Source organism: Acrocarpospora phusangensis (genome assembly GCF_016862995.1).
In the GTDB taxonomy this organism is placed as follows: domain Bacteria; phylum Actinomycetota; class Actinomycetes; order Streptosporangiales; family Streptosporangiaceae; genus Acrocarpospora; species Acrocarpospora phusangensis.
In genome coordinates, this window is record NZ_BOOA01000120.1 from 1 (window position 1) to 18,456 (window position 18,456).

The window sequence follows — 18,456 nt, forward strand, 5'->3', positions numbered from 1 at the left end:
ACCGGCTAAGGAGCGGCCAAGCCCGCCGATCCGAAGGATCGGCAATAAACACTGCTAGCCTCCGGGAACATGCTCACTATGACGCCGATTGTGGCTCGGGCGGCTGGTTCCAGTGAGGAGGAGGCGATCCTGCTGCTGGAGACGCCCGATCCTCGGGGGCCGGTCATGATGCCTTCGCTGGCGTTTGATCTCGGGCTGGATCCGGCGCCGGGCGCCGTCACGCAAGAACCCCTGGGGTTCCGGGTGCAGATCGGTTACGAAGAGGTGGCAGTCGAGTTGCCGGACGGGCAGGGCTTCCACGTGCCAGCGGGCGGCCACTGGCTCTTCACGGCGAAGGCGCGGCAGAGAGTGCTGGTCGCGGTGGGTTACGAGGCGGGCGCACTCGGCTCAGGCCAGGTCGCGTACGCGCTGGTGCCGCTCTAGGCACCGGGCATTTCGGCCTACCTAATATGCTGCCCATCGAAAACGTCACGCGTTACTGAGAGGAACGGCATGTACAAGGAGTTCGCGGTCGAGGTCGTCATGTGGCTGATCCCCGTCGCCATCCTGCTGGGCATCGCGATCCTGGTGACGTCCACCGCCTGATCAGACCAGCTCCAGGCGGTAGTCGCCGGACGGGCAGCCGGAGATCCGCCACCCGCCGGGCACCTCGCGGAAGGCGACGCTGGAGATGCCGGTGGACGCCGCCGAGGGCCGTTCCTCTCCTGGGACCCACACGTCGAGGTCGCAGGTGCCGCCACCACCCGTACCCGACAGGCGCAGGCCGCGACGGCGGGCGTCGGACCAGAGACCGGTGAGGCGTCCCGGCGTGGCCCGGGGGTAGGCGCGGGAGAGTTCCGCCGGCCGGGTCTCGCCGGCCCGGAGGGCGCCGCCGAGCAGGCCCGCGTCCTCGGCGACGGCGTACTGGCCGGGGTCGCCCGACCATTCGCCGATCCAGAGGGCGGCGCCGTACCTGGACGCCATGCGGGCGGACATGGCGAGCGCGCGCCGGATGGAGACCAGCGGCGAGCCGGCGGGCGGGTGGGGGGCGAAGACCAGGTTGGCGTCGGCGCTGAAGCCGGGGGGCGGGGCCGCGTCGAAGCCGAGCTCGGACCAGAGCACGCTGGGCTGGAAGAAGATCAGGTGGGGGAAGCCGCCGGCCGCGCGTTCGGCGGACCTGATGGCGGTGACGGCCTCGGCGTAGTCCCGGCCGAGCAGCAGCGACGAGGTGAGCGGCGGCTGCGCCCCGATGGGCGGTTCGTTCATCAGGTCGAACCCGGCGACCGCGGGCCGGCTTGCGAACTCGGCGGCCAGGCGGCCCCAGGTCGCGTACAGGCCGGTGGCGGCCCGGTCCTGGCGCAGGTTGAGCACGGTGTAGACGCCGTACGACTCGGCCCAGCCGACCGCCGCCTTGACGGAGTCCAGGTAGGCGGTGTCCCACACGCCGGGCGTGGGTTCCAGCCGCGACCACGAGATGCCCAGGCGGACGACGTTGGCGCCGCTCGCGGCCAGGTCGCCGAGATCGCCCTCGGTCAGCGGCAGGTCGAGGTTGACGCCGCGCAGCAGGACCTGGCGTCCCCGGTCGTCCACGATCGCGGGCGCGGAGACCGACAGCCGGGGCATGCCGTCCCCTGTCGCGGCCGCGACGAGGGACGGAGTGGCCGGCGGGACCGGTTCCACCGTCAGCGGGCCGAGCAGGAGCACCGCCGCGGCGAGCCGGGCCGCCCGGGGGCCACGCAGGCGGGCGGGCAGGGCGACCAGCGCGGTGGCGGCGACCAGGCCGACGGCCGCGCCGTACGAGACGCCGAGGGCGAGGCGGAGCAGGGTCGCGGGCAGCACCCACAGGTCGGAGCCGAGGCTGTCGGCGGGCCCTGAGGCGAACAGGGCGAGCACGCTCTGCGCCATGCCGAGGCCGAGGCCGCCGCAGACGCAGGCCAGCCAGGCTCCGGCGAAGGTGCCCGATCGGCCGGGGGCATGGGCCAGCCGTGCCCCGGCCACGTGCACGAACGCCAGGAACACGGCCAGACCGACCAGTCCGCCGATCACCCCGGCCTCCGCGGTGGGGGCGATGAACCACCAGCCCTGGCCGAAGGCGTACCCGAGGGGGGAGTGGGTCCACCAGGCGCGGCTGACCAGCAGCAGGCCGGCCACCCCGGTGAACGCGGCCATGATCGTCAGCTCGGGTACGGGCCTGGCGGGCTGCCCCGGCTTCTCGCGGCGCAGGATCAGCCAGGCCGGGATGGCGGCGGGCCACCCGAGCAGGCCCGCGAACACCCCGGTGAACCCGGTCGACCAGGCCACGAACCGGACCGTGGACCAGGCGGGCAGGGCGCCGATCACGCTCACCAGCGACGCCGCGAACCGGGCGAACATCGCGGACGCCACCAGGACACCCACGGTAACCAGGAAGCCGGAGCCGCGCCGCCGTCCCAGGACGTAGCTGCCCACCGCGAACCCGCCCAGCCATAAGGGCAGGTAGACCAGCATGGAGCCGAGGCGGTGACCGCCCGGGTATGAATAGAGCGCCACCAGTTTGGAAGGATCCAGAGCCGCCCCGGCCAGCAGCAGCAACGCCAGCGTGACCGTTCCCGCACGAGCAGCGCGAAAGGCGGGGATCATCGTCATGGTGCTCCCGTAACGCGAGGAAAGTTCACATCTGCTGGCTGACGCGTTTCACCGGCAAGCCCCGAGGAGATCCAACCAGTCCGCCGGGCTTTCGCCTAGCCCGTTCCCGCAGGTAACCCGGGTCACTTACCGCCCAATATCCACCAATTCGGACCGATCCATCTATTTCGGTCATGCGCCTACAAAAGTGTCACTGCGGTGCAATGTTGATCCCCCGTAATTGATCATGTGATACTGCGCCAGTGGTGTTGCGGAGGTCCAAAACCATCACTTCAGCGACATTGCGCATGTGATTGGGGCGAACTGGAGGTAACCGACGGAATACTGCGTGTCGTTTCCCGTCCGTGACTGACCATTTCGGTTCTCCTGCGGGGCCGCCCACGAGGTGACCGCCCGTTGGACCGTTTCACTCACCTATCCGCCGTAAGTGCTGTTCATGCTGCGCAAATCGCTCCTGAGTGGGAGACACCCGCGATGTCGATCACCATCCCAGCCGGAACAAGACAGGCCGCAACGCTTCCCCTCCGTCACGTCCTGCCCCGGCTCTTGCGTGACCCGGTCAACGCGCTCGCCGGGTTCGGCAGGGCCGCCGGCGGTGAGATCGTGCGGATCAACCTCGGGCCACTCCGGCCGTACCTGGTCAGCCATCCCGACCACGTGCAGCGAGTGCTGCGCGACAACTGGCGCAACTACACGCGTGACGGGATGTTCTGGGAGCCGGTCCGGCGGCTCGCCGGCAGCAGCATTTTCACCGAGGAGTCGTGGGACCTCAGCCGCCGGATCCTGCAGCCGCTCTTCACCGCCCGACATATGGCCTCGCTCACCGGGGCCCTCGCCGAGACGATCGACGCGGGTGTGGCCGCGCTCGAACCGCACGCCCGCGCGGGGCGCCCGGTCGAGGCCTCCGCCGAGATGGCCGCCATCGTGGCCCGCGCGGTCAACCGGGTGCTGTTCGGCAGCCGGATCTCCCAGGCCGACGCGGAACGGCTGTCCCCGGCTTACACGATCGCGGGCTCGTCGTTCGGTCCCCGCCTGCTGATGCCCTTCATGCCCTACGCCGTGCCGATGCCGGGCGATCGAGCGTTCCGTCAGGCCGTGAACACCATCGACGAGGTCATGTATCCGCTCATCAGGAGGTCCCGGGCGGAGCATGGCGACGGGGGCGATGTGATCTCGGCGCTGTGCCGGGCCACGGACGAGGACGGCAAGCCGCTCAGTGACAGGCGGATCCGCGACGATCTCGTCGGCGTGTACGCGGCTGCCTCGGAGACGACCGCGATGGCACTCACGTGGCTGTGGCCGACCCTGGAGGCACATCCCGAGGTGGCGCGCCGGATGGTGGACGAGATCGACGAGGTGGTGGGCGTGGGCCCGGTCAACGCGACCAGCCTGCCCGGCCTGCGTTACACGAAAGCGGTGCTGCAGGAACTGCTGCGCCTGTATCCCGCCGGCTGGATCTTCCCACGCCGCGCGGTGGCCGACGACGACCTGGGCGGAGTGAGGATCAAGGCTGGGGCCCAGGTGCTGCTCAGCCCGTTCGTCACGCACCGGCTGGAGGAGTTCTGGGACCGGCCTGAGGTTTTCGATCCGGAGCGGTTCACGGCCGAGCCGGGTGAGCGGCGGCATCGCTGGTCCTACATCCCGTTCGGCGGCGGCTCGCGGCAGTGTCTCGGGGTGCATCTGTACTACATCGAGGCGCCCCTCATCGTGGCGGCCATCCTGAGCCGGTTCAGGACCTCGGTGGTGAGCACGGGACCGTACACGCCGGTGCCCGCCGCCGCCACCCATCCCCGGCCGTCGGTACGGCTGACGCTGTCGATCAGGGAGCGGATCTGAGTGCCCGCGCACCTCGTTCTCCCCGGCGGGGCACGCACGGCGGCGGAGGCGGGCCGGACCTGCGCGCTCGCCGCGGCCTGCGAGCGGTTTCTGCGGGAGCGCGCCGCCGCCTATCCGGAGTTGTTCCCCGAACGGCCGTTCGGCTCTCGCCTCTACTCCATGCTGGCCCTCGCCAATGCCTTCGGCTCGCCGGACGCCCTCGGTCCCGAGGACCTGCGGGCGCTGCTGAGGGCCTCGATCTGGGTCTTCGCGCTCGACTTCCAGGTGGATTACGTGGCCAAGTCAGCCGAGGACGTGGCCCGCGTCACCGCTGACTGCCAGGCCGTCGCGGCGGGCGGTGACCCGGCCACCCCGCTCACCCGCCTGCTCGCCGAGATCAGGGACGAGATCCCGGCCATCCGTCGCGACGGATGGCGGGACCTGCTCTCCAGGACGCTGGAGGCGATGGCCACGGAGTGGGCCTGGCGGCCGTCCCGCCGCGAGGGCGCACCGCCGACGGTCGCGGAATACCTGGCCAACTCCGCCAGCGCCACCTCCTCGTTCGTGAACCTCACGCACTGGCTGGCCACCGGGCACCCCCGGGTACTCGCCCACCTCGAGGAGGCGATGGCCGCCAGCGACGCCGTGCAGCGCGTGCTCCGGCTGGTCAACGACCTGGCCGGGGAGGACCGCGACCACGACTGGGACGACGTCAACGTGCTGACCCTCGGTATCGACCGGGCCGAGGTGATCCGCCTGATCGGCCTACTGCTGGCCGAGAGCGGCCAGGTCATCGAGCCGCTGCGGACCCGATGCCCGGAGGCCGCGGATTACCTGGAGCGCCAAATCGGGTTCAGCGTCGGCTTCTACGGGACGAGCGACTACTGGGGGGACCTGTGAGCATCGGTGACCCCATGATCACCGGTAGCGAGATCGCCGCGGGCCTGACGATGCGGCCCGGTGGCCAGGTGTCCCCCTCCGTCTACGAGACCGGCCGTCTCGTGGCCCTGGCCCCCTGGCTTACCGGCCACGACCGGCGCATCGGCTTCCTGGCCGAGTCCCAGCGCGGGGACGGAGGCTGGGGCGGTCCCGAGGGTTACGCGCTGGTTCCGACGCTCAGCGCGGTCGAGGCATTGCTCGCCGTCATCACACGCGGTGACCGGACAGCGGACCTGCCCACCGTGGTCCGGACGGCGCGGCGTGGCCTGGAATTCCTCACGGGCTGGCTTGGCGGCGCCAAGAACACGTCATTACCAGATACGCCGGCGAACGAGCTGATTATTCCGTTCCTGATTGAGCAGATAAACCTGTATGCCCACGCCCTGGTGGAATATGAATTACCCACTAAGCCCCTATATTTCCCTTCCGGGATGGATGGGGCACTCCTTGATGTGATTCGAGCCCGGCTCGCCTCCGGTGCCGACGTGCCCGCCAAACTGCATCACACGCTGGAGGTGATGGGCGCCGCCGCCGCCGTCACCCCGGCCGCCGGGGGAGTGGTGGGCGCCAGCCCGGCCGCGGCGGCGGCGTGGCTCGGCGACCGCGGCCTGCTGGACCCGGCCGACCCGGTACGGCAGCAGCTGGAAGCGGTGGTCGACCTGCACGGCGGCCCGGTCCCCGTCGGATTCCCGATCACGGTCTTCGAGCGTGGCTGGGTGCTCGCCTGGCTGCTGCGGGCAGGTCTCGCGCCCGACGTGCCCGAGGGCCTGATCGCCGATCTGAATGCGGCCATCGGCCCGGCCGGCACGCCCGCGGGCCCTGGCCTCCCCGCGGATGCCGACACCACCTCGGTCGCCTTGTACGCGCTGGCGCTGCTCGGCCACTCCCGCGAACCCGACTCACTCTGGCTGTTCGCCTCCGGAGACCACTTCTGCACCTGGCCCGGTGAGCAGGGCGCCTCGGCCACCGTCAACGCCCACGTGATCGACGCCTTCGGCCACTACGCCACCACCCACCCCACCGCCTCCCCCCGGTACGCCGCCGCGATCGGCCACCTGACCGCCTGGCTGTGCGAACGGCAGCGCGTGGACGGCAGCTGGGAGGACCGGTGGCACGCTTCGCCGTACTACGCGACGGTCAGTTGCGTGCTGGCGCTGGCCGACTTCGGTGGCGCCGCCGGGCGTGAGCCGGTCGAGCGGGCCGTCCGCTGGACGAGACAGACCCAGCGCGTGGACGGCTCCTGGGGACACTGGCGGGGCACCCCCGAGGAGACGGCGTACGCCATCCAGATTCTGCTGGCGGGCCCGGATCCCCGTAAGGACGCGGCCAGGCTGGCGCGCGGCGTGGACTACCTGCGCCGCGCGCCGCGCGAGGCCAACCAGCCGCTCTGGCACGACAAGGATCTCTACCTGCCCTATGCGATCGTGGACTCCGTGGTGCTGGCGGCCCGGCACCGGGCCGAGATTTTCCTCGGTGGCGCATCGGCTTGAGCTAGGATGCGATCTTGGGTCACACGATAGGCCGACATTGGTATGCAAATGGGACTCTATAGCCATTAATTCCATTGTTGGCTTGTGTGTAATTAGTGGCGTTGCTAGGGTTTCCCGGGCATGTGGCGTGAGGTTGACGTCCGCTCGTGCTGAGATCCTTCTGGCGGTTAGCAGTCGTTAATCTCAGAGAAATATGCCGCAGTTTCTCTGGCACTCGCAGGGATGGTGTCATGCGTTTTCGCAACTCCCGGGTGCGGACCAAGGTCGCCGCACTGCTGATCTCGCTCACCGCGCTCTGGGCGTTCGCGGCATGGGTGACGTTGCGTGATGGCGTGAACTTGCTCTGGATCGCGACCTTGGACGGCCAGGTGGTGCAGCCTAGCGTGCCGCTCCTCGCCGAGCTCCAGAACGAGCGCCGCCTGACCACCGTGCATCTCGGCTCCGGCTTCGGCCATGCCCGCAACGACTTGGACGAGCAGCGCAAGCGCACCGACGTCGCCGTTGCGGAGTTCCGGCGCCTGGCCACCGACGACAACGTCGACTTCGCCGCCAGTTCCGCCTTCGCCAAGCGGCTGGACGAGACCTTCATCGAGCTGAACAGTCTCGGCAAGGCGCGCGAGAAGATCGACCGGCCCGGCGCGGACCGGACCGAGTCGGCCGCCTTCTTCACCGGCGTCATCGACGCGGTCTTCCGCATGTACGACTCGCTGGCCGCGCTGGACGACGAACAGGTCGCCAAGGACGCCCGGATCAACATCGCGATGAACCGCGCCCTGGAGCTGCACGCCCAGGAAGACGCGTTGCTGGAGGGCGTGCTGGCCTTCGGCCGGTTCACCGGCGACGAGCACGCCCGCTTCGCTCAACTGGTGGGCGCCCAGCGTGCGCACACCGACCAAGCGGTCGCCGAACTGGGCAACGAGGACCGCGCCGCCTACAAGAAGGTGGCCGAGAGCGCCAGCTTCGCCCGCATGCGCGAGCTGGAAAACCGCGTCATGATGAACAGCCGCGCCCAGAGCCAGCCCGCGGTCAGCGCCGGCGAGTGGCGCGCCGTCGCGAGCGTCGTGCTCGCCGAGCGTGACAAAGAGGTCCACGCCGCCGGCGAACGGCTGGTGGAGCGCGGTCAGTCCGTCGCCATCGGTGTGGTCGTGCGGCTGGCGCTGGCCGGTGGTCTGGGCCTGATCGCGGTCATCGCGTCCGTCATCCTGTCGATCACCACCGCCCGCAACCTCGTCCAGCAGCTGGAGAAGCTGCGTACGGCCGCGCTCGAACTCGCCAACGAGCGCCTGCCCAGCATCGTCGCCCGGCTCTCGCACGGTGAGAAGGTGGACGTCGCCACCGAGGCCCCGCCGCTGGAGTTCGGCCGCGACGTCATCGGCCAGGTCGGCCAGGCCTTCAACGCCGTGCAGGAGACCGCCGTCAGGACCGCCGTCGAAGAGGCCGAGCTGCGGCAGAGCATCCGCGACATCCTGCTCAGCCTGGCCCGCCGTACGCAGGGGCTGGTGCACCGGCAGCTCACCCTGCTGGACGTAATGGAGCGGCGGGAGAGCGAGCCGGAGGAGCTCAACGACCTGTTCCGGGTGGACCACCTGGCCACCCGGATGCGGCGCAACGCGGAGAACCTCATCGTGCTCTCCGGCTCCACCCCCGCCCGCGCCTGGCGCAACCCGGTCCCGATGGTGGACGTGGTGCGCGGCGCGCTGGGCGAGGTCGAGGACTTCACCCGGGTCACCATCATGCCGATGGGCCAGGTCGAACTGACCGGCCGGGCCGTCGGCGACGTCATCCACCTGCTGGCCGAGCTGGTCGAGAACGCGGTGTCGTTCTCGCCGCCGTACACGGTGGTGCAGGTGGCCGGGCAGATGGTGGCTAACGGGTACGCGCTGGAGATCGAGGACCGGGGTCTGGGCATGTCCGCCGAGGACCTGGCCACGGCCAACCAGCGCATCCTGGAGCCGCCGGAGTTCAACCTGTCCAGCACCGCCCGGCTCGGCCTGTTCGTGGTCAGCCGCCTGGCCGAGCGCCACGGCATCCGGGTCCAGCTCAAGGCCTCCCCGTACGGCGGGACCACCGCCGTCGTGCTGCTGCCGCGCGAGCTGGTCATCGAGGACGAACTCGCGATGATGAGCTCGGGCGTGGCGGACGCGGATCCGCTGAGCGTGCCGGAGCTGCCGCGGATGGCCGTGGTCGCCCAGCACGGACGGCTGACCGACCCGCTCGATCGCGTTCCCGAGCAGCCGCTCGCGGCGCCGGTGGCCACTCCGGTCACCCCGATCGGCGAACGCCGCCGGCCCGAGCTGGTGCCGGACACTCCCGACATCCCGAGTGTCCCGGAGGCTCCCGTGCCTGAGTCGTTCACCCCGTCCGGGCTCCCCTTCCGGGTGCCCCAGGCGAGCATCGCCCCGTCCCTGCGAGACCGGCCCGTGGAGGAGCAGCCGGAAGAAGACGAGGACGACCGTTCTCCCGATGACATCCGCAAGATCATGGGCTCGTACCAGCTTGGTACCCGACGTGGAAGGTCCGAGGCCGCGCGGCTGCTCGGACAACAGAAAGACGACGAGGACAACCGATGATGACCGCATCCGCTGATCTGGCCTGGCTGTTGGACGATCTTGTCGGGCGGGTCCGCGAGGCTCGGCACTGCATCGTCCTGTCCACCGACGGCCTGCTGATGGCGGCCTCCCGCGGTCTGGCCGTGGAGGACGCCGAGCACCTGTCCGCGGTCGCCGCCGGGGTGCAGAGTCTCGCCCGTGGCATCAGTGAGAGGTTCGAAGGCGGCACGGTCCGGCAGACCATCATCGAGATGAAGTCCGCCTACCTGCTCGTCACGGTCGCCGGCCAGGGTGCCTGCCTGGCCGTGTTCTGCGAGGAGTCGGCCGACATCGGCCTGGTCGCGTACGAGATGGCCATGCTGGTCACCCGCGTCGGTCAGTACCTCACCTCGCCCGCACGGTCCGTATCTTCCACCAGGAGCGACCCGTGAACTCTGACGATGCGCTGTACGACGAGCAGGTCGTCCGCCCGTACGTGATGACGCGCGGCCGGACCGAGGCGCGAGCCAAGCTGGATCTGATCACGCTGGCCGTGACCGTGCGCGCGGCCACCGGGGTGGAGGTCGGCCTGGACCCGGAACATCTGGCGATCGTCCGGCTCTGCCGGCGGCCGCTGTCGGTCGCGGAGATCGCGGCCCACCTGGACCTTCCGGCCGGAACGGTCCGCGTCCTCCTCGGCGACCTCCTGCACGGCGGCTACATCGCCCTGCAGGAGCCGCAGCCCGAGGCGGACATGCTCGACGAGAGAATGTATAGGGCGGTGCTCGATGGTCTCCGGGCCCTCTGACGGCAAGAAGATCCCTGTCCCGATCAAACTGCTGATCGCGGGCGGCTTCGGGGTGGGCAAGACCACCATGGTGGGCGCGGTCTCGGAGATCAGGCCGCTGCGCACCGAGGAGACGCTGACCGACCGCAGCATCGGCGTGGACGACCTGTCCGGCGTGGAGTCCAAGAGCACCACCACGGTGGCGATGGACTTCGGCCGGATCAGCATCGGCGACGACTTCGTGCTCTACCTGTTCGGCACGCCCGGCCAGGAGCGGTTCTGGTTCGTCTGGGACGAACTGGCCCGCGGCGCCCTCGGCGCGGTGGTGCTGGCGGACACCCGCCGCCTGGCGGACTGCTTCCCGTCCGTGGACTACTTCGAGCGCCGCGGCACGCCGTTCATCGTGGCCGTCAACTGCTTCGACGGCGCGCCGCAGTACCAGCTCGACGAGGTCAAGCTGGCGCTCAACCTGGGCGGGGACATCCCGGTGCTGCTCTGCGACGCCCGCCGCCGCGACTCCGGCAAGGAAGTGCTGATCGCCCTGGTCCAGCACGCGTACGGCCGCCGCCCCATGGCGAAGGTGTAGGACGGTCTAACGCTGCACCTCCAGATAGTCCACGTTGGGGCCGCCGATCGCGGTGGTGGCGGTGGCCCGGACCGTGCTGGTTCCGGCCGGTAGCGTGACGGTCAGGGTCCTGGTCTGCCAGGTGGCCCAGGCGCCGGTGCCGGTGAAGGAGAGCTCGTCGGCGACGAGGGCGCCGTTGACGGTGATGTCCATCGGCCGGTTGGTTGTGCTGCCGTTGGCGTACCGGATTCTGAGGGTGGCGGTGCCCGCGGCCGGGGTGCTGACCGTCCACTGGACGTTGCTGCCGACCGCGCTGTCGTAGTTGACGAAGCCGGTGCCGGAGTAGCCGGCGTGGTTGGCTTCGGCCACGCCCAGGGTGATGGCGGCGTTCTCGGCCTCGTACCGGACGGTCGAGCCCGTCGTCGGCCAGGCGATCTGCGGGGAGCGGTAGAAGTCGATGCCCATGATCGTCCAGCGGGGGCCCTGGACGGCCAGGCGGGCGCGGAAGGCCGTCCAGTTGTGGGTGGACCACGGGGACCAGCCGAGTTCGGCGATGGCGGGCAGGCGGGGGAAGGCCATGAACTCGATGTGGTCCTCGGTGACGATCGTCTCCGACCACATGGGGGCCTCGACCCCGAGGACGGCGGTGGCGGGGACGCCGCTGACGTGGGTGCCCGGGTTCCACTCGTACGCGGTCTGCACCTCGATGAGCCCGGCCCAGCTCAGCCCGATCGGGGTGGAGTTGGTGTACTTCATGTCCAGGTACGCCTTGTTGGACGGCGACATGACCACCTTCGCGCCCCGGGACACGGCCGTGGTCACCGACGAGTCCGAGGTGCCGGTGCCCCAGAACTGCACCACCCGGCCGGCCGAGTGCTGCACGGCCGAGGCGCCGATCTGGTGCCAGCCCATGACCGTCTTGCTCTTACCGGTCACCATCGGCTGCACCCGGTTCATGAACGCCGCGTACTGCGCGGCCGAGGTCGCGTCCGCCTCGTCACCCCCGATGTGCAGGTACGGCCCCGGCGTGAGCGCGGCCAGCTCGGTCAGCACGTCGTTCACGAAGGTGTAGGTGATCTCCTTGGTGGTGCAGAGCGAGCTGAACCCGACGGCGGTCCCGGTGTAGAGCGCCGGGGCGACGCCGTTGCAGTTGAGGTCGGCGTAGGAGGCGAGGGCGGCGTTGGTGTGCCCTGGCATGTCGATCTCGGGCACGACCGTGATGTGCCGGGACGCGGCGTACGCGACGATCTCCTGGAACTGGGCCTTGGTGTAGTAGCCGCCGGGCCCGCCGCCCACCTGGGTGCTGCCGCCGTAGGTGGCCAGGCGGGGCCAGGAGTCGACCACGATCCGCCAGCCCTGGTCGTCCGAGAGGTGCAGGTGCAGGTAGTTGATCTTGTAGAGGGCGATCCTGTCGATGTACTGCTTGACCGTGGCCACCGGGTGGAAGTGCCGGGCCACGTCCAGCATGGCGCCCCGGTAGGCGAATCTCGGGTAGTCGACGATCCGGCCGCCGGGGACGGTCCACGGGCCCGGCCGTACGGTGGGGCTCTCGATCTCGGCGGGGAGCAGCTGTCGCAGCGTCTGCACGCCGTTGAACAGGCCGGTAGCCGTCTGCGCGCGCAGCACCACGGCGGCGGCCGTCACGTCGAGCTGGTAGCCCTGCGCGCCCACGCTGGGGTCGGCGCCGGTGAGCAGCAGCGAGATGCCGCTCGTGGGTTCGCCCGATCCGGCGGTCGCGATCGGCAGCGCGTACCCGGTCGAACGACGCAGGATGGCGGCCAGGTAGGTGCCGACGTCGGCGGAGCCCGCCTGGGTGAAGACGCTCGCCCCCGACGGCAGGGTGTAGGTGGCCGAGGTCGGCTGCGTCACCACCGGCACCGGTACGACATCCGCCATCGTCGCCGCCACCGCGGGCGCGGACGCGGGCACCAGGAGCCCGACACCGGCCAGGACGACTGCCATCACCACGCGCGCTAACCGGACCACGGCGCCTCCTCTTTTATTAGTAAACCTTATTTACAGTTCGACTCCCGTCAAGACCCGTTTCGAGTAGGGGGATACTCAAGCCCCGCCACCCCCGCCCGGCGTGCAATGACGCCATGTTCACCATTCGCGCGCAGCGCATCTTCGACGGTCACGACCTGCTCGAATCGCGAGCGGTGGTCGTGGACGGCGGGCGGGTCGCCGCGATCCTCCCCGACGCCCCCGGCGCCTCGCTCGACCTGGGCGACGCGACCCTGCTTCCCGGCCTGATCGACACGCACGTGCACCTGGCCTTCGACGCCAGCCCCGACCCCATCGGCCACCTCGGCCAGGACGGCCTCTACGACCGCATGCGCACGGCCGCGGCGCAGCACCTCGCCGCCGGGGTGACCACCGTCCGCGACCTGGGCGACAAGGACTACCTGGCCCTCAAGCTCGCCCAGGATCTCCCCGAAGGCCCGGAGATCCTCTCGGCCGGCGCGCCGATCACCACGCCCGGTGGCCACTGCTGGTTCCTCGGCGGGGAGGCGCGGGGTGAGAAGGAGGTGCGCGAAGCCGTACGGGAGCGGGCGGCGCGCGGCGCGCACGCCATCAAGGTGATGGTCACCGGCGGCGAGATGACTCCCGGCAGCCGTTCCCACCTGCTCCAGTACTCCCCGGCCGAACTCCGCGCCGCCGCCGAGGAGGCGCACCTGCACGACCTGCCCATCACCGGCCACGCGCACGCGGCGGAGGGCATCGCCGCCGCGCTCGACGCGGGCTTCGACTCCATCGAGCATGTCTCGTTCTTCTCCGAGCACGGCGTCAGCCACGACCTGGAGCTGATCGAGCGGCTGGCCGACAGCGGCGTCTTCGCCTCGCTGACCGTGGGCGTGCTGCCCGGGTTCACCCCGCCGCCCGCCATCGCCAACCGGGTCGCCGGGCTGGCCGAGGGCATGCGCCTGCTGCGCGCGGCCGGCGTGCGACTGGTCGGCGGCAGCGACGCCGGCATCGGCCCGCCCAAGCCGCACGGCATCCTCCCCCAGGGCGGCGAGATGCTGGTCGACTTCGCCGGCTGCACGCCTGCCGAGGTGCTCCGCTCCTTCACCTCGCTCGCGGCCCGCGCCTGCCGCGTCGAGGACCGCAAGGGCAGGATCGCCCCCGGCTTCGACGCCGACCTGCTCGCCGTGGCCGGCGACCCGACCCGGGACATCCGCCTGCTCCAGCGTCCGGCGGCCGTGTTCCGGCGCGGAGTGCGTACTTCCTGAGAAACCGACCAGTCGGTACGGTGGCAGCATGCATACCGAGGGACACTGCGCGGACCGCTTCGACGGCCTGCGCAAAGCGTTCGAGGCGAACTTCCGGGACCGCGACGAGATCGGCGCGGCCGTGACGGTGATCCTCGATGGTGAGGTCGTCGCCGACCTCTGGGGCGGCCACGCCGACGTGGCCAGGACCAGGCCGTGGCAGCGCGACACCCTGGTCAACGTCTGGTCGACCACCAAGGGCGTGGCCGCGCTCTGCGTCCACGTGCTGGCCGACCGGGGCCTGCTCGACCTGGACGCCCCGGTCGCCCGCTACTGGCCGGAGTTCGCCGCCGCCGGCAAGGCCGCCGTCACCGTCCGGCAGCTGCTCTCCCACCGGTCCGGCCTCTCCGCCCCCCAGGCCCCCACCATTCCCGCCGACCTGTACGACTGGGACCTGATGACCACCCGCCTGGCCGAGACCGAGCCCTTCTGGGAGCCGGGCACCGTCTCCGGCTACCACATGCTCACCTTCGGTCACCTGGTGGGCGAGCTGGTCCGCCGGATCGACGGCCGCAGCCTGGGCGTCTTCCTCCGGGAGGAGATCACCGGCCCGCGGGACATCGACTTCCACATCGGCCTCGCCGAGTCGCACGACCATCGGGTGGCCGAGCTCCAGCCGCCCCCGGAGGCCGACAACTCCGAACTGGCCGCGCTCTACGCCCAGCTCGGCCCGGTCGTGCTCACCACCCTCACCAACCCGCCGCTGGAGGCCGCCGTGGCCAACACCACGGCCTGGCGACGCGCCGAGATCCCCGCCGTCAACGGCCACGGCACCGCCCGCGCGGTCGCGCAGCTCTACGCGCTCGCGGCAGGCGGCATGCTCAGCGCCGAGGCGGTCGAGCGTGCCCGGACCGGCCAGGGCGCCTGCATGGACCTGGTCCTGGGCGCGGCCCTCGGCTACGAGACCGAGATCGGCCTCGGCTTCTGGCTCAGCACCGCCAACGGCTCGTACGGCCCCAACCCCCGCGCCTACGGCCACGACGGGTACGGCGGCTCGTTCGGCCTGGCCGACCCCGACGCCCGGCTGGCCATCGGCTACACGATGAACCGCATGGGCACCCAGATCGCCAACGACCCGAGGAAGATGGTGCTGATCGAAGCCGTCTACGCCTCACTCTGAGTGACCCGAGTGTCGAAAGACTTACTCAGAGTGACGACTGTCTAGCATGCGGGACTGGACCATCTGCTTCTTTCGGGGGAGATCCAGTTGGCGAACGCCGCTGCTGCGCACTATGTCTTCGACAACGACGGGGCCCACTCGGCCGACCAGCACCGATGTCTCGCGGACCTGCTCGATCCGCTGACGTTCGAGCGCCTCGCCTGCACGGGGGTGACCGCGGGGTGGCACTGCCTGGAGATCGGCGCGGGCGGCGGCAGCGTCGCCCGCTGGCTGGCCGAGCGGGTGGCCCCGCACGGGCGCGTGCTGGCCACCGACATCAAACCGGGCCTGATCCCGGCCCATCCGGGCCTCACCGTCGCCCGCCACGACATCGTGCGCGACCCCCTCCCGGATGAGGCGTACGACCTGGTCCACGCCCGGCTGGTCCTCAGCCACCTGCCGGACCGCCGGCACGTGCTGGCGCGGTTGCTGCGCACGCTCCGCCCGGGCGGCTGGCTCCAGCTCGACGAGATCGACATCACCCACTGGCCCGCGCTGCTCACGCCGGGCGAGGCCGCGCGGGAGCTGTACGAGCGCTATCTCACCACGCTGGCCCAGGTGCTGGGCGCGGTCGGCGCCGACCCGACCTGGGGCAGGTCGGTCGCGCAGGCCGTGGCCGAGGCGGGCTTCACGGACGTGGACCCGGCCTGCCGGGTGGAGGTCTGGCGGCCGGGGTCGCCGGGCCTGGGCCTGCTGATCAGCAACAGCCATCACCTGGAGGACAAGCTGCTGGCCGCGGGCATGACGGCGGCGGCCCTCGCGGATGTGCGGGAGCTGATGTCCGATCCGGGTTTCCGTGCGGTCTCCTTCACCGTGCACACCGTGCACGCGCGCCGCCCGGGAGGCGAGATCTGATGGAGGTCGTCCGTACCGTCAAGATCGACGATCCTGGCGCATTACTGGAGGTCGCGCCGCATGCGGGAGCCACGTTATGGCTGCGCGGCGGGGACGGGATGGTGGCCTGGGGGGAGGCCGCCCGGTTCGAGACCTCGGGTCCCGACCGCTTCGACCTGGCCCGCCGCTGGTGGCGGCGGTGGACGGCGGCCAGCCGGATCAGCGACGAGATCGAGGGCCCCGGCACCGGCCCGATCGCGTTCGGCAGCTTCACCTTCGACGACGGGCCGGGCACCTCGACGCTGATCGTGCCGCGGGTGGTCGTCGGCCGCCGGGACGGCATCGCCTGGAGGACCACCGTCGGTGAGCCGGGTGAGGAGTCGCGGACCGCGTGGGCCAGGCTTCCGCACGTCGACTGGTCGGCGGAGCCGGGGGCGCGCGCCCACTGGCACAGCGCGGTCGCGCAGGCCGTCCGGGACATCCAGCTCGGGCTGCTGGAGAAGGTGGTTCTGGCCAGGGACGTGCGGGGCCGGCTGGCTGGTCCCTTCGACGCGCGTTCGGCCGTCTCCCGGCTGACCGAACGGTTCCCCTCCTGCTGGGCGTTCGCCGTGGACGGCCTGGTCGGGGCCTCGCCGGAACTGCTGGCCGCCCGGGTCGGCCGGGAGGTCACCTCGCTCGTGCTGGCCGGCACCTCCTGGCCGGGCGGCGCGCACGCGCTGGCCACCCCGAAGAACTCGGCCGAGCACTCGCTCGCCGCGGACTCGGCCATCGCCGTGCTGGAGGAGTACTGCGACAGCCTGGACGTGGCCACCCCGCACGTGCTCCGGCTGGCCAACGTCACCCACCTGGCGACCAGGATCACCGGCGTGCTGCGGGGCCGTACCGACGCGCTCGCCCTGGCCGGCCGGCTCCATCCGACGGCGGCGGTGTGCGGCACGCCCACCCACCAGGCGCTGCGGCTGCTGCGTTCGCTGGAGGGCCTGGACCGGGACCGGTACGCGGCCCCGGTCGGCTGGCAGGACTCCCGGGGCGACGGCGAATGGTGCATCGCGCTGCGCTGCGCCCGGGTGCGCGGCCGGGAGCTGCGGCTGTTCGCCGGGTGCGGCATCGTGGCCGGCTCCGGTCCGGCCGCCGAATGGCAGGAGACCGAGGCCAAGCTGGGCGCCGTACGGGACATCTTCGGGATCCGCGAAGCGGTCGGCGTGTAGCCGGCTTCTAGAGTGCAGGGTGGAATCTAGACACGGGAGTGGGGACATATGGTTTCTGAGCTGTTCGACGAGAAGGCCTGGAAGCCGGTGGACGCCTTCGAGTTCACCGACATCACCTACCACCGCGCGGTGGACCAGGGCACGGTCCGGATCGCCTTCAACCGGCCGGAGGTCCGCAACGCGTTCCGCCCGCAGACCGTGGACGAGCTCTACCGGGCGTTCGACCACGCCCGGATGACCACCGACGTCGGCTGTGTGCTGCTGACCGGCAACGGCCCCTCCCCGAAGGACGGCGGCTGGGCCTTCTGCTCCGGCGGCGACCAGCGCATCCGCGGCAAGGACGGCTACCAGTACGCGGACGGCACCCCCGCCACCGGCCGCCTGCACATCCTGGAGGTGCAGCGCCTGATCCGGTTCATGCCCAAGGTCGTGATCTGCGTGGTCCCCGGGTGGGCGGCCGGGGGCGGCCACAGCCTGCACGTGGTGGCCGACCTGACCATCGCCAGCCGGGAGCACGCCCGCTTCAAGCAGACCGACGCGGACGTGGCCAGCTTCGACGGCGGCTTCGGCTCCGCCTACCTGGCCCGTCAGGTGGGCCAGAAGTTCGCCCGGGAGATCTTCTTCCTGGGGGACACGTACGACGCCGAGGCCGCGCACCGGATGGGCATGGTCAACACGGTCGTCCCGCACGAGGAGCTGGAGAGCACCGCGCTGGAGTGGGCGCGCAAGATCAACGGCAAGAGCCCGACCGCGCAGCGCATGCTCAAGTACGCGTTCAACCTGATCGACGACGGCCTGGTCGGGCAGCAGCTGTTCGCGGGGGAGGCGACCCGGCTGGCGTACATGACGGAGGAGGCGACCGAGGGCCGGGACTCCTTCCTGGAGAAGCGCAGCCCCGACTGGACGCCCTTCCCCTGGCACTTCTGAGTTTCTTGCGCATGGATCTCGGAAGATTGCGCTGAGATTTCCATCTATTGCACTGGTGTATCGGATCCTGTCACGATGGGGATCCGAGCCTTTCTGGCGCGCGGTTCACGCGTCCTGATCCGCGGCCCCTCACAGAGGAGTGCGCGTGGAAATCTCACGTCGGGGGTTCTTGGCCTCCGCGGTGACCGGATCCGCTCTCGCCGCGGCGTCGTCGGCCGGGGTGCTGGCGACGCTGAGCGGCGCGGCGCGGGCGGCGAGCCCGCCCGGGGACGTGGTCGGGAAGATCACGGTGGGCTACCAGGGCTGGTTCGCCTGCAAGGGCGACGGCGCG

At 70.8% G+C, this 18,456-nt stretch carries 16 protein-coding genes; 14 read left to right on the top strand and 2 right to left on the bottom strand.

Features of this window, described 5'->3' with window-relative positions; all coding sequences use genetic code 11:
• The first annotated feature begins 78 nt into the window (after positions 1-78).
• Positions 79-423: a hypothetical protein gene (locus Aph01nite_RS38035; protein WP_204045932.1), complete on the top strand. Its 345-nt coding sequence runs from the start codon at positions 79-81 to the stop codon at positions 421-423.
• Positions 424-585: 162 nt separating this feature from the next.
• Here the strand turns inward: Aph01nite_RS38035 and Aph01nite_RS38040 are convergent, their stop codons facing one another.
• The gene (locus Aph01nite_RS38040; protein ID WP_204045933.1) at positions 586-2,604 is read right to left on the bottom strand and encodes a cellulase family glycosylhydrolase; all 2,019 of its coding nucleotides are present in this window, start codon (positions 2,602-2,604) and stop codon (positions 586-588) included.
• Between the two features lie 546 nt (positions 2,605-3,150).
• Between Aph01nite_RS38040 and Aph01nite_RS38045 the strand changes: the two genes are divergently transcribed.
• The 7 genes from Aph01nite_RS38045 to Aph01nite_RS38075 all read left to right on the top strand — a co-directional run bounded on the left by Aph01nite_RS38045 (position 3,151) and on the right by Aph01nite_RS38075 (position 10,749).
• A complete protein-coding gene (locus Aph01nite_RS38045) occupies positions 3,151-4,440 on the top strand; it encodes a cytochrome P450 (protein WP_204045934.1) in 1,290 nt (429 codons plus the stop codon).
• A complete protein-coding gene (locus Aph01nite_RS38050; protein WP_204045935.1) occupies positions 4,441-5,319 on the top strand; it encodes a terpene synthase family protein in 879 nt (292 codons plus the stop codon).
• Positions 5,320-5,333: 14 nt separating this feature from the next.
• Positions 5,334-6,848 (top strand): prenyltransferase/squalene oxidase repeat-containing protein, encoded by a 1,515-nt coding sequence (locus Aph01nite_RS38055; protein WP_204045936.1) that lies wholly within the window; start codon positions 5,334-5,336, stop codon positions 6,846-6,848.
• A 230-nt stretch (positions 6,849-7,078) separates the two neighbouring features.
• Positions 7,079-9,418 (top strand): sensor histidine kinase, encoded by a 2,340-nt coding sequence (locus Aph01nite_RS38060; RefSeq protein ID WP_204045937.1) that lies wholly within the window; start codon positions 7,079-7,081, stop codon positions 9,416-9,418.
• Positions 9,415-9,828, top strand: a complete 414-nt coding sequence (locus Aph01nite_RS38065; RefSeq protein ID WP_204045938.1) for a roadblock/LC7 domain-containing protein — start codon at positions 9,415-9,417, stop codon at positions 9,826-9,828. Before Aph01nite_RS38060 ends, Aph01nite_RS38065 begins: the two co-directional genes overlap by 4 nt.
• On the top strand, positions 9,825-10,184 hold the full coding sequence (locus Aph01nite_RS38070; RefSeq protein ID WP_307836822.1) for a DUF742 domain-containing protein: 360 nt from the start codon (positions 9,825-9,827) through the stop codon (positions 10,182-10,184). Before Aph01nite_RS38065 ends, Aph01nite_RS38070 begins: the two co-directional genes overlap by 4 nt.
• A complete protein-coding gene (locus Aph01nite_RS38075; protein WP_204045939.1) occupies positions 10,165-10,749 on the top strand; it encodes a GTP-binding protein in 585 nt (194 codons plus the stop codon). The genes Aph01nite_RS38070 and Aph01nite_RS38075 overlap by 20 nt, the downstream gene beginning before the upstream one ends.
• 6 nt (positions 10,750-10,755) lie before the next feature.
• Here the strand turns inward: Aph01nite_RS38075 and Aph01nite_RS38080 are convergent, their stop codons facing one another.
• Complete coding sequence (locus Aph01nite_RS38080; RefSeq protein ID WP_204045940.1) at positions 10,756-12,714, bottom strand: family 20 glycosylhydrolase; 1,959 nt, start codon at positions 12,712-12,714, stop codon at positions 10,756-10,758.
• Between the two features lie 113 nt (positions 12,715-12,827).
• Here Aph01nite_RS38080 and Aph01nite_RS38085 point away from each other — a divergent pair, with 113 nt between their 5' ends.
• The 6 genes from Aph01nite_RS38085 to Aph01nite_RS38110 all read left to right on the top strand — a co-directional run.
• Positions 12,828-13,958, top strand: a complete 1,131-nt coding sequence (locus tag Aph01nite_RS38085; protein WP_204045941.1) for an amidohydrolase family protein — start codon at positions 12,828-12,830, stop codon at positions 13,956-13,958.
• Positions 13,959-13,986: 28 nt separating this feature from the next.
• Entirely contained in the window at positions 13,987-15,117 is a 1,131-nt protein-coding gene (locus Aph01nite_RS38090) for a serine hydrolase domain-containing protein (RefSeq protein WP_204045942.1), read from the top strand.
• 87 nt (positions 15,118-15,204) lie between these two features.
• Positions 15,205-16,011 (top strand): class I SAM-dependent methyltransferase, encoded by an 807-nt coding sequence (locus Aph01nite_RS38095; RefSeq protein WP_239162287.1) that lies wholly within the window; start codon positions 15,205-15,207, stop codon positions 16,009-16,011.
• Positions 16,011-17,198: an isochorismate synthase gene (locus Aph01nite_RS38100; protein WP_204045943.1), complete on the top strand. Its 1,188-nt coding sequence runs from the start codon at positions 16,011-16,013 to the stop codon at positions 17,196-17,198. The genes Aph01nite_RS38095 and Aph01nite_RS38100 overlap by 1 nt, the downstream gene beginning before the upstream one ends.
• 48 nt (positions 17,199-17,246) lie before the next feature.
• Positions 17,247-18,125 (top strand): 1,4-dihydroxy-2-naphthoyl-CoA synthase, encoded by an 879-nt coding sequence (locus Aph01nite_RS38105; RefSeq protein ID WP_204045944.1) that lies wholly within the window; start codon positions 17,247-17,249, stop codon positions 18,123-18,125.
• Between the two features lie 145 nt (positions 18,126-18,270).
• Positions 18,271-18,456, top strand: a 186-nt coding sequence (locus tag Aph01nite_RS38110) for a hypothetical protein (RefSeq protein ID WP_204045945.1), incomplete at its 3' end; no start/stop codon positions are given.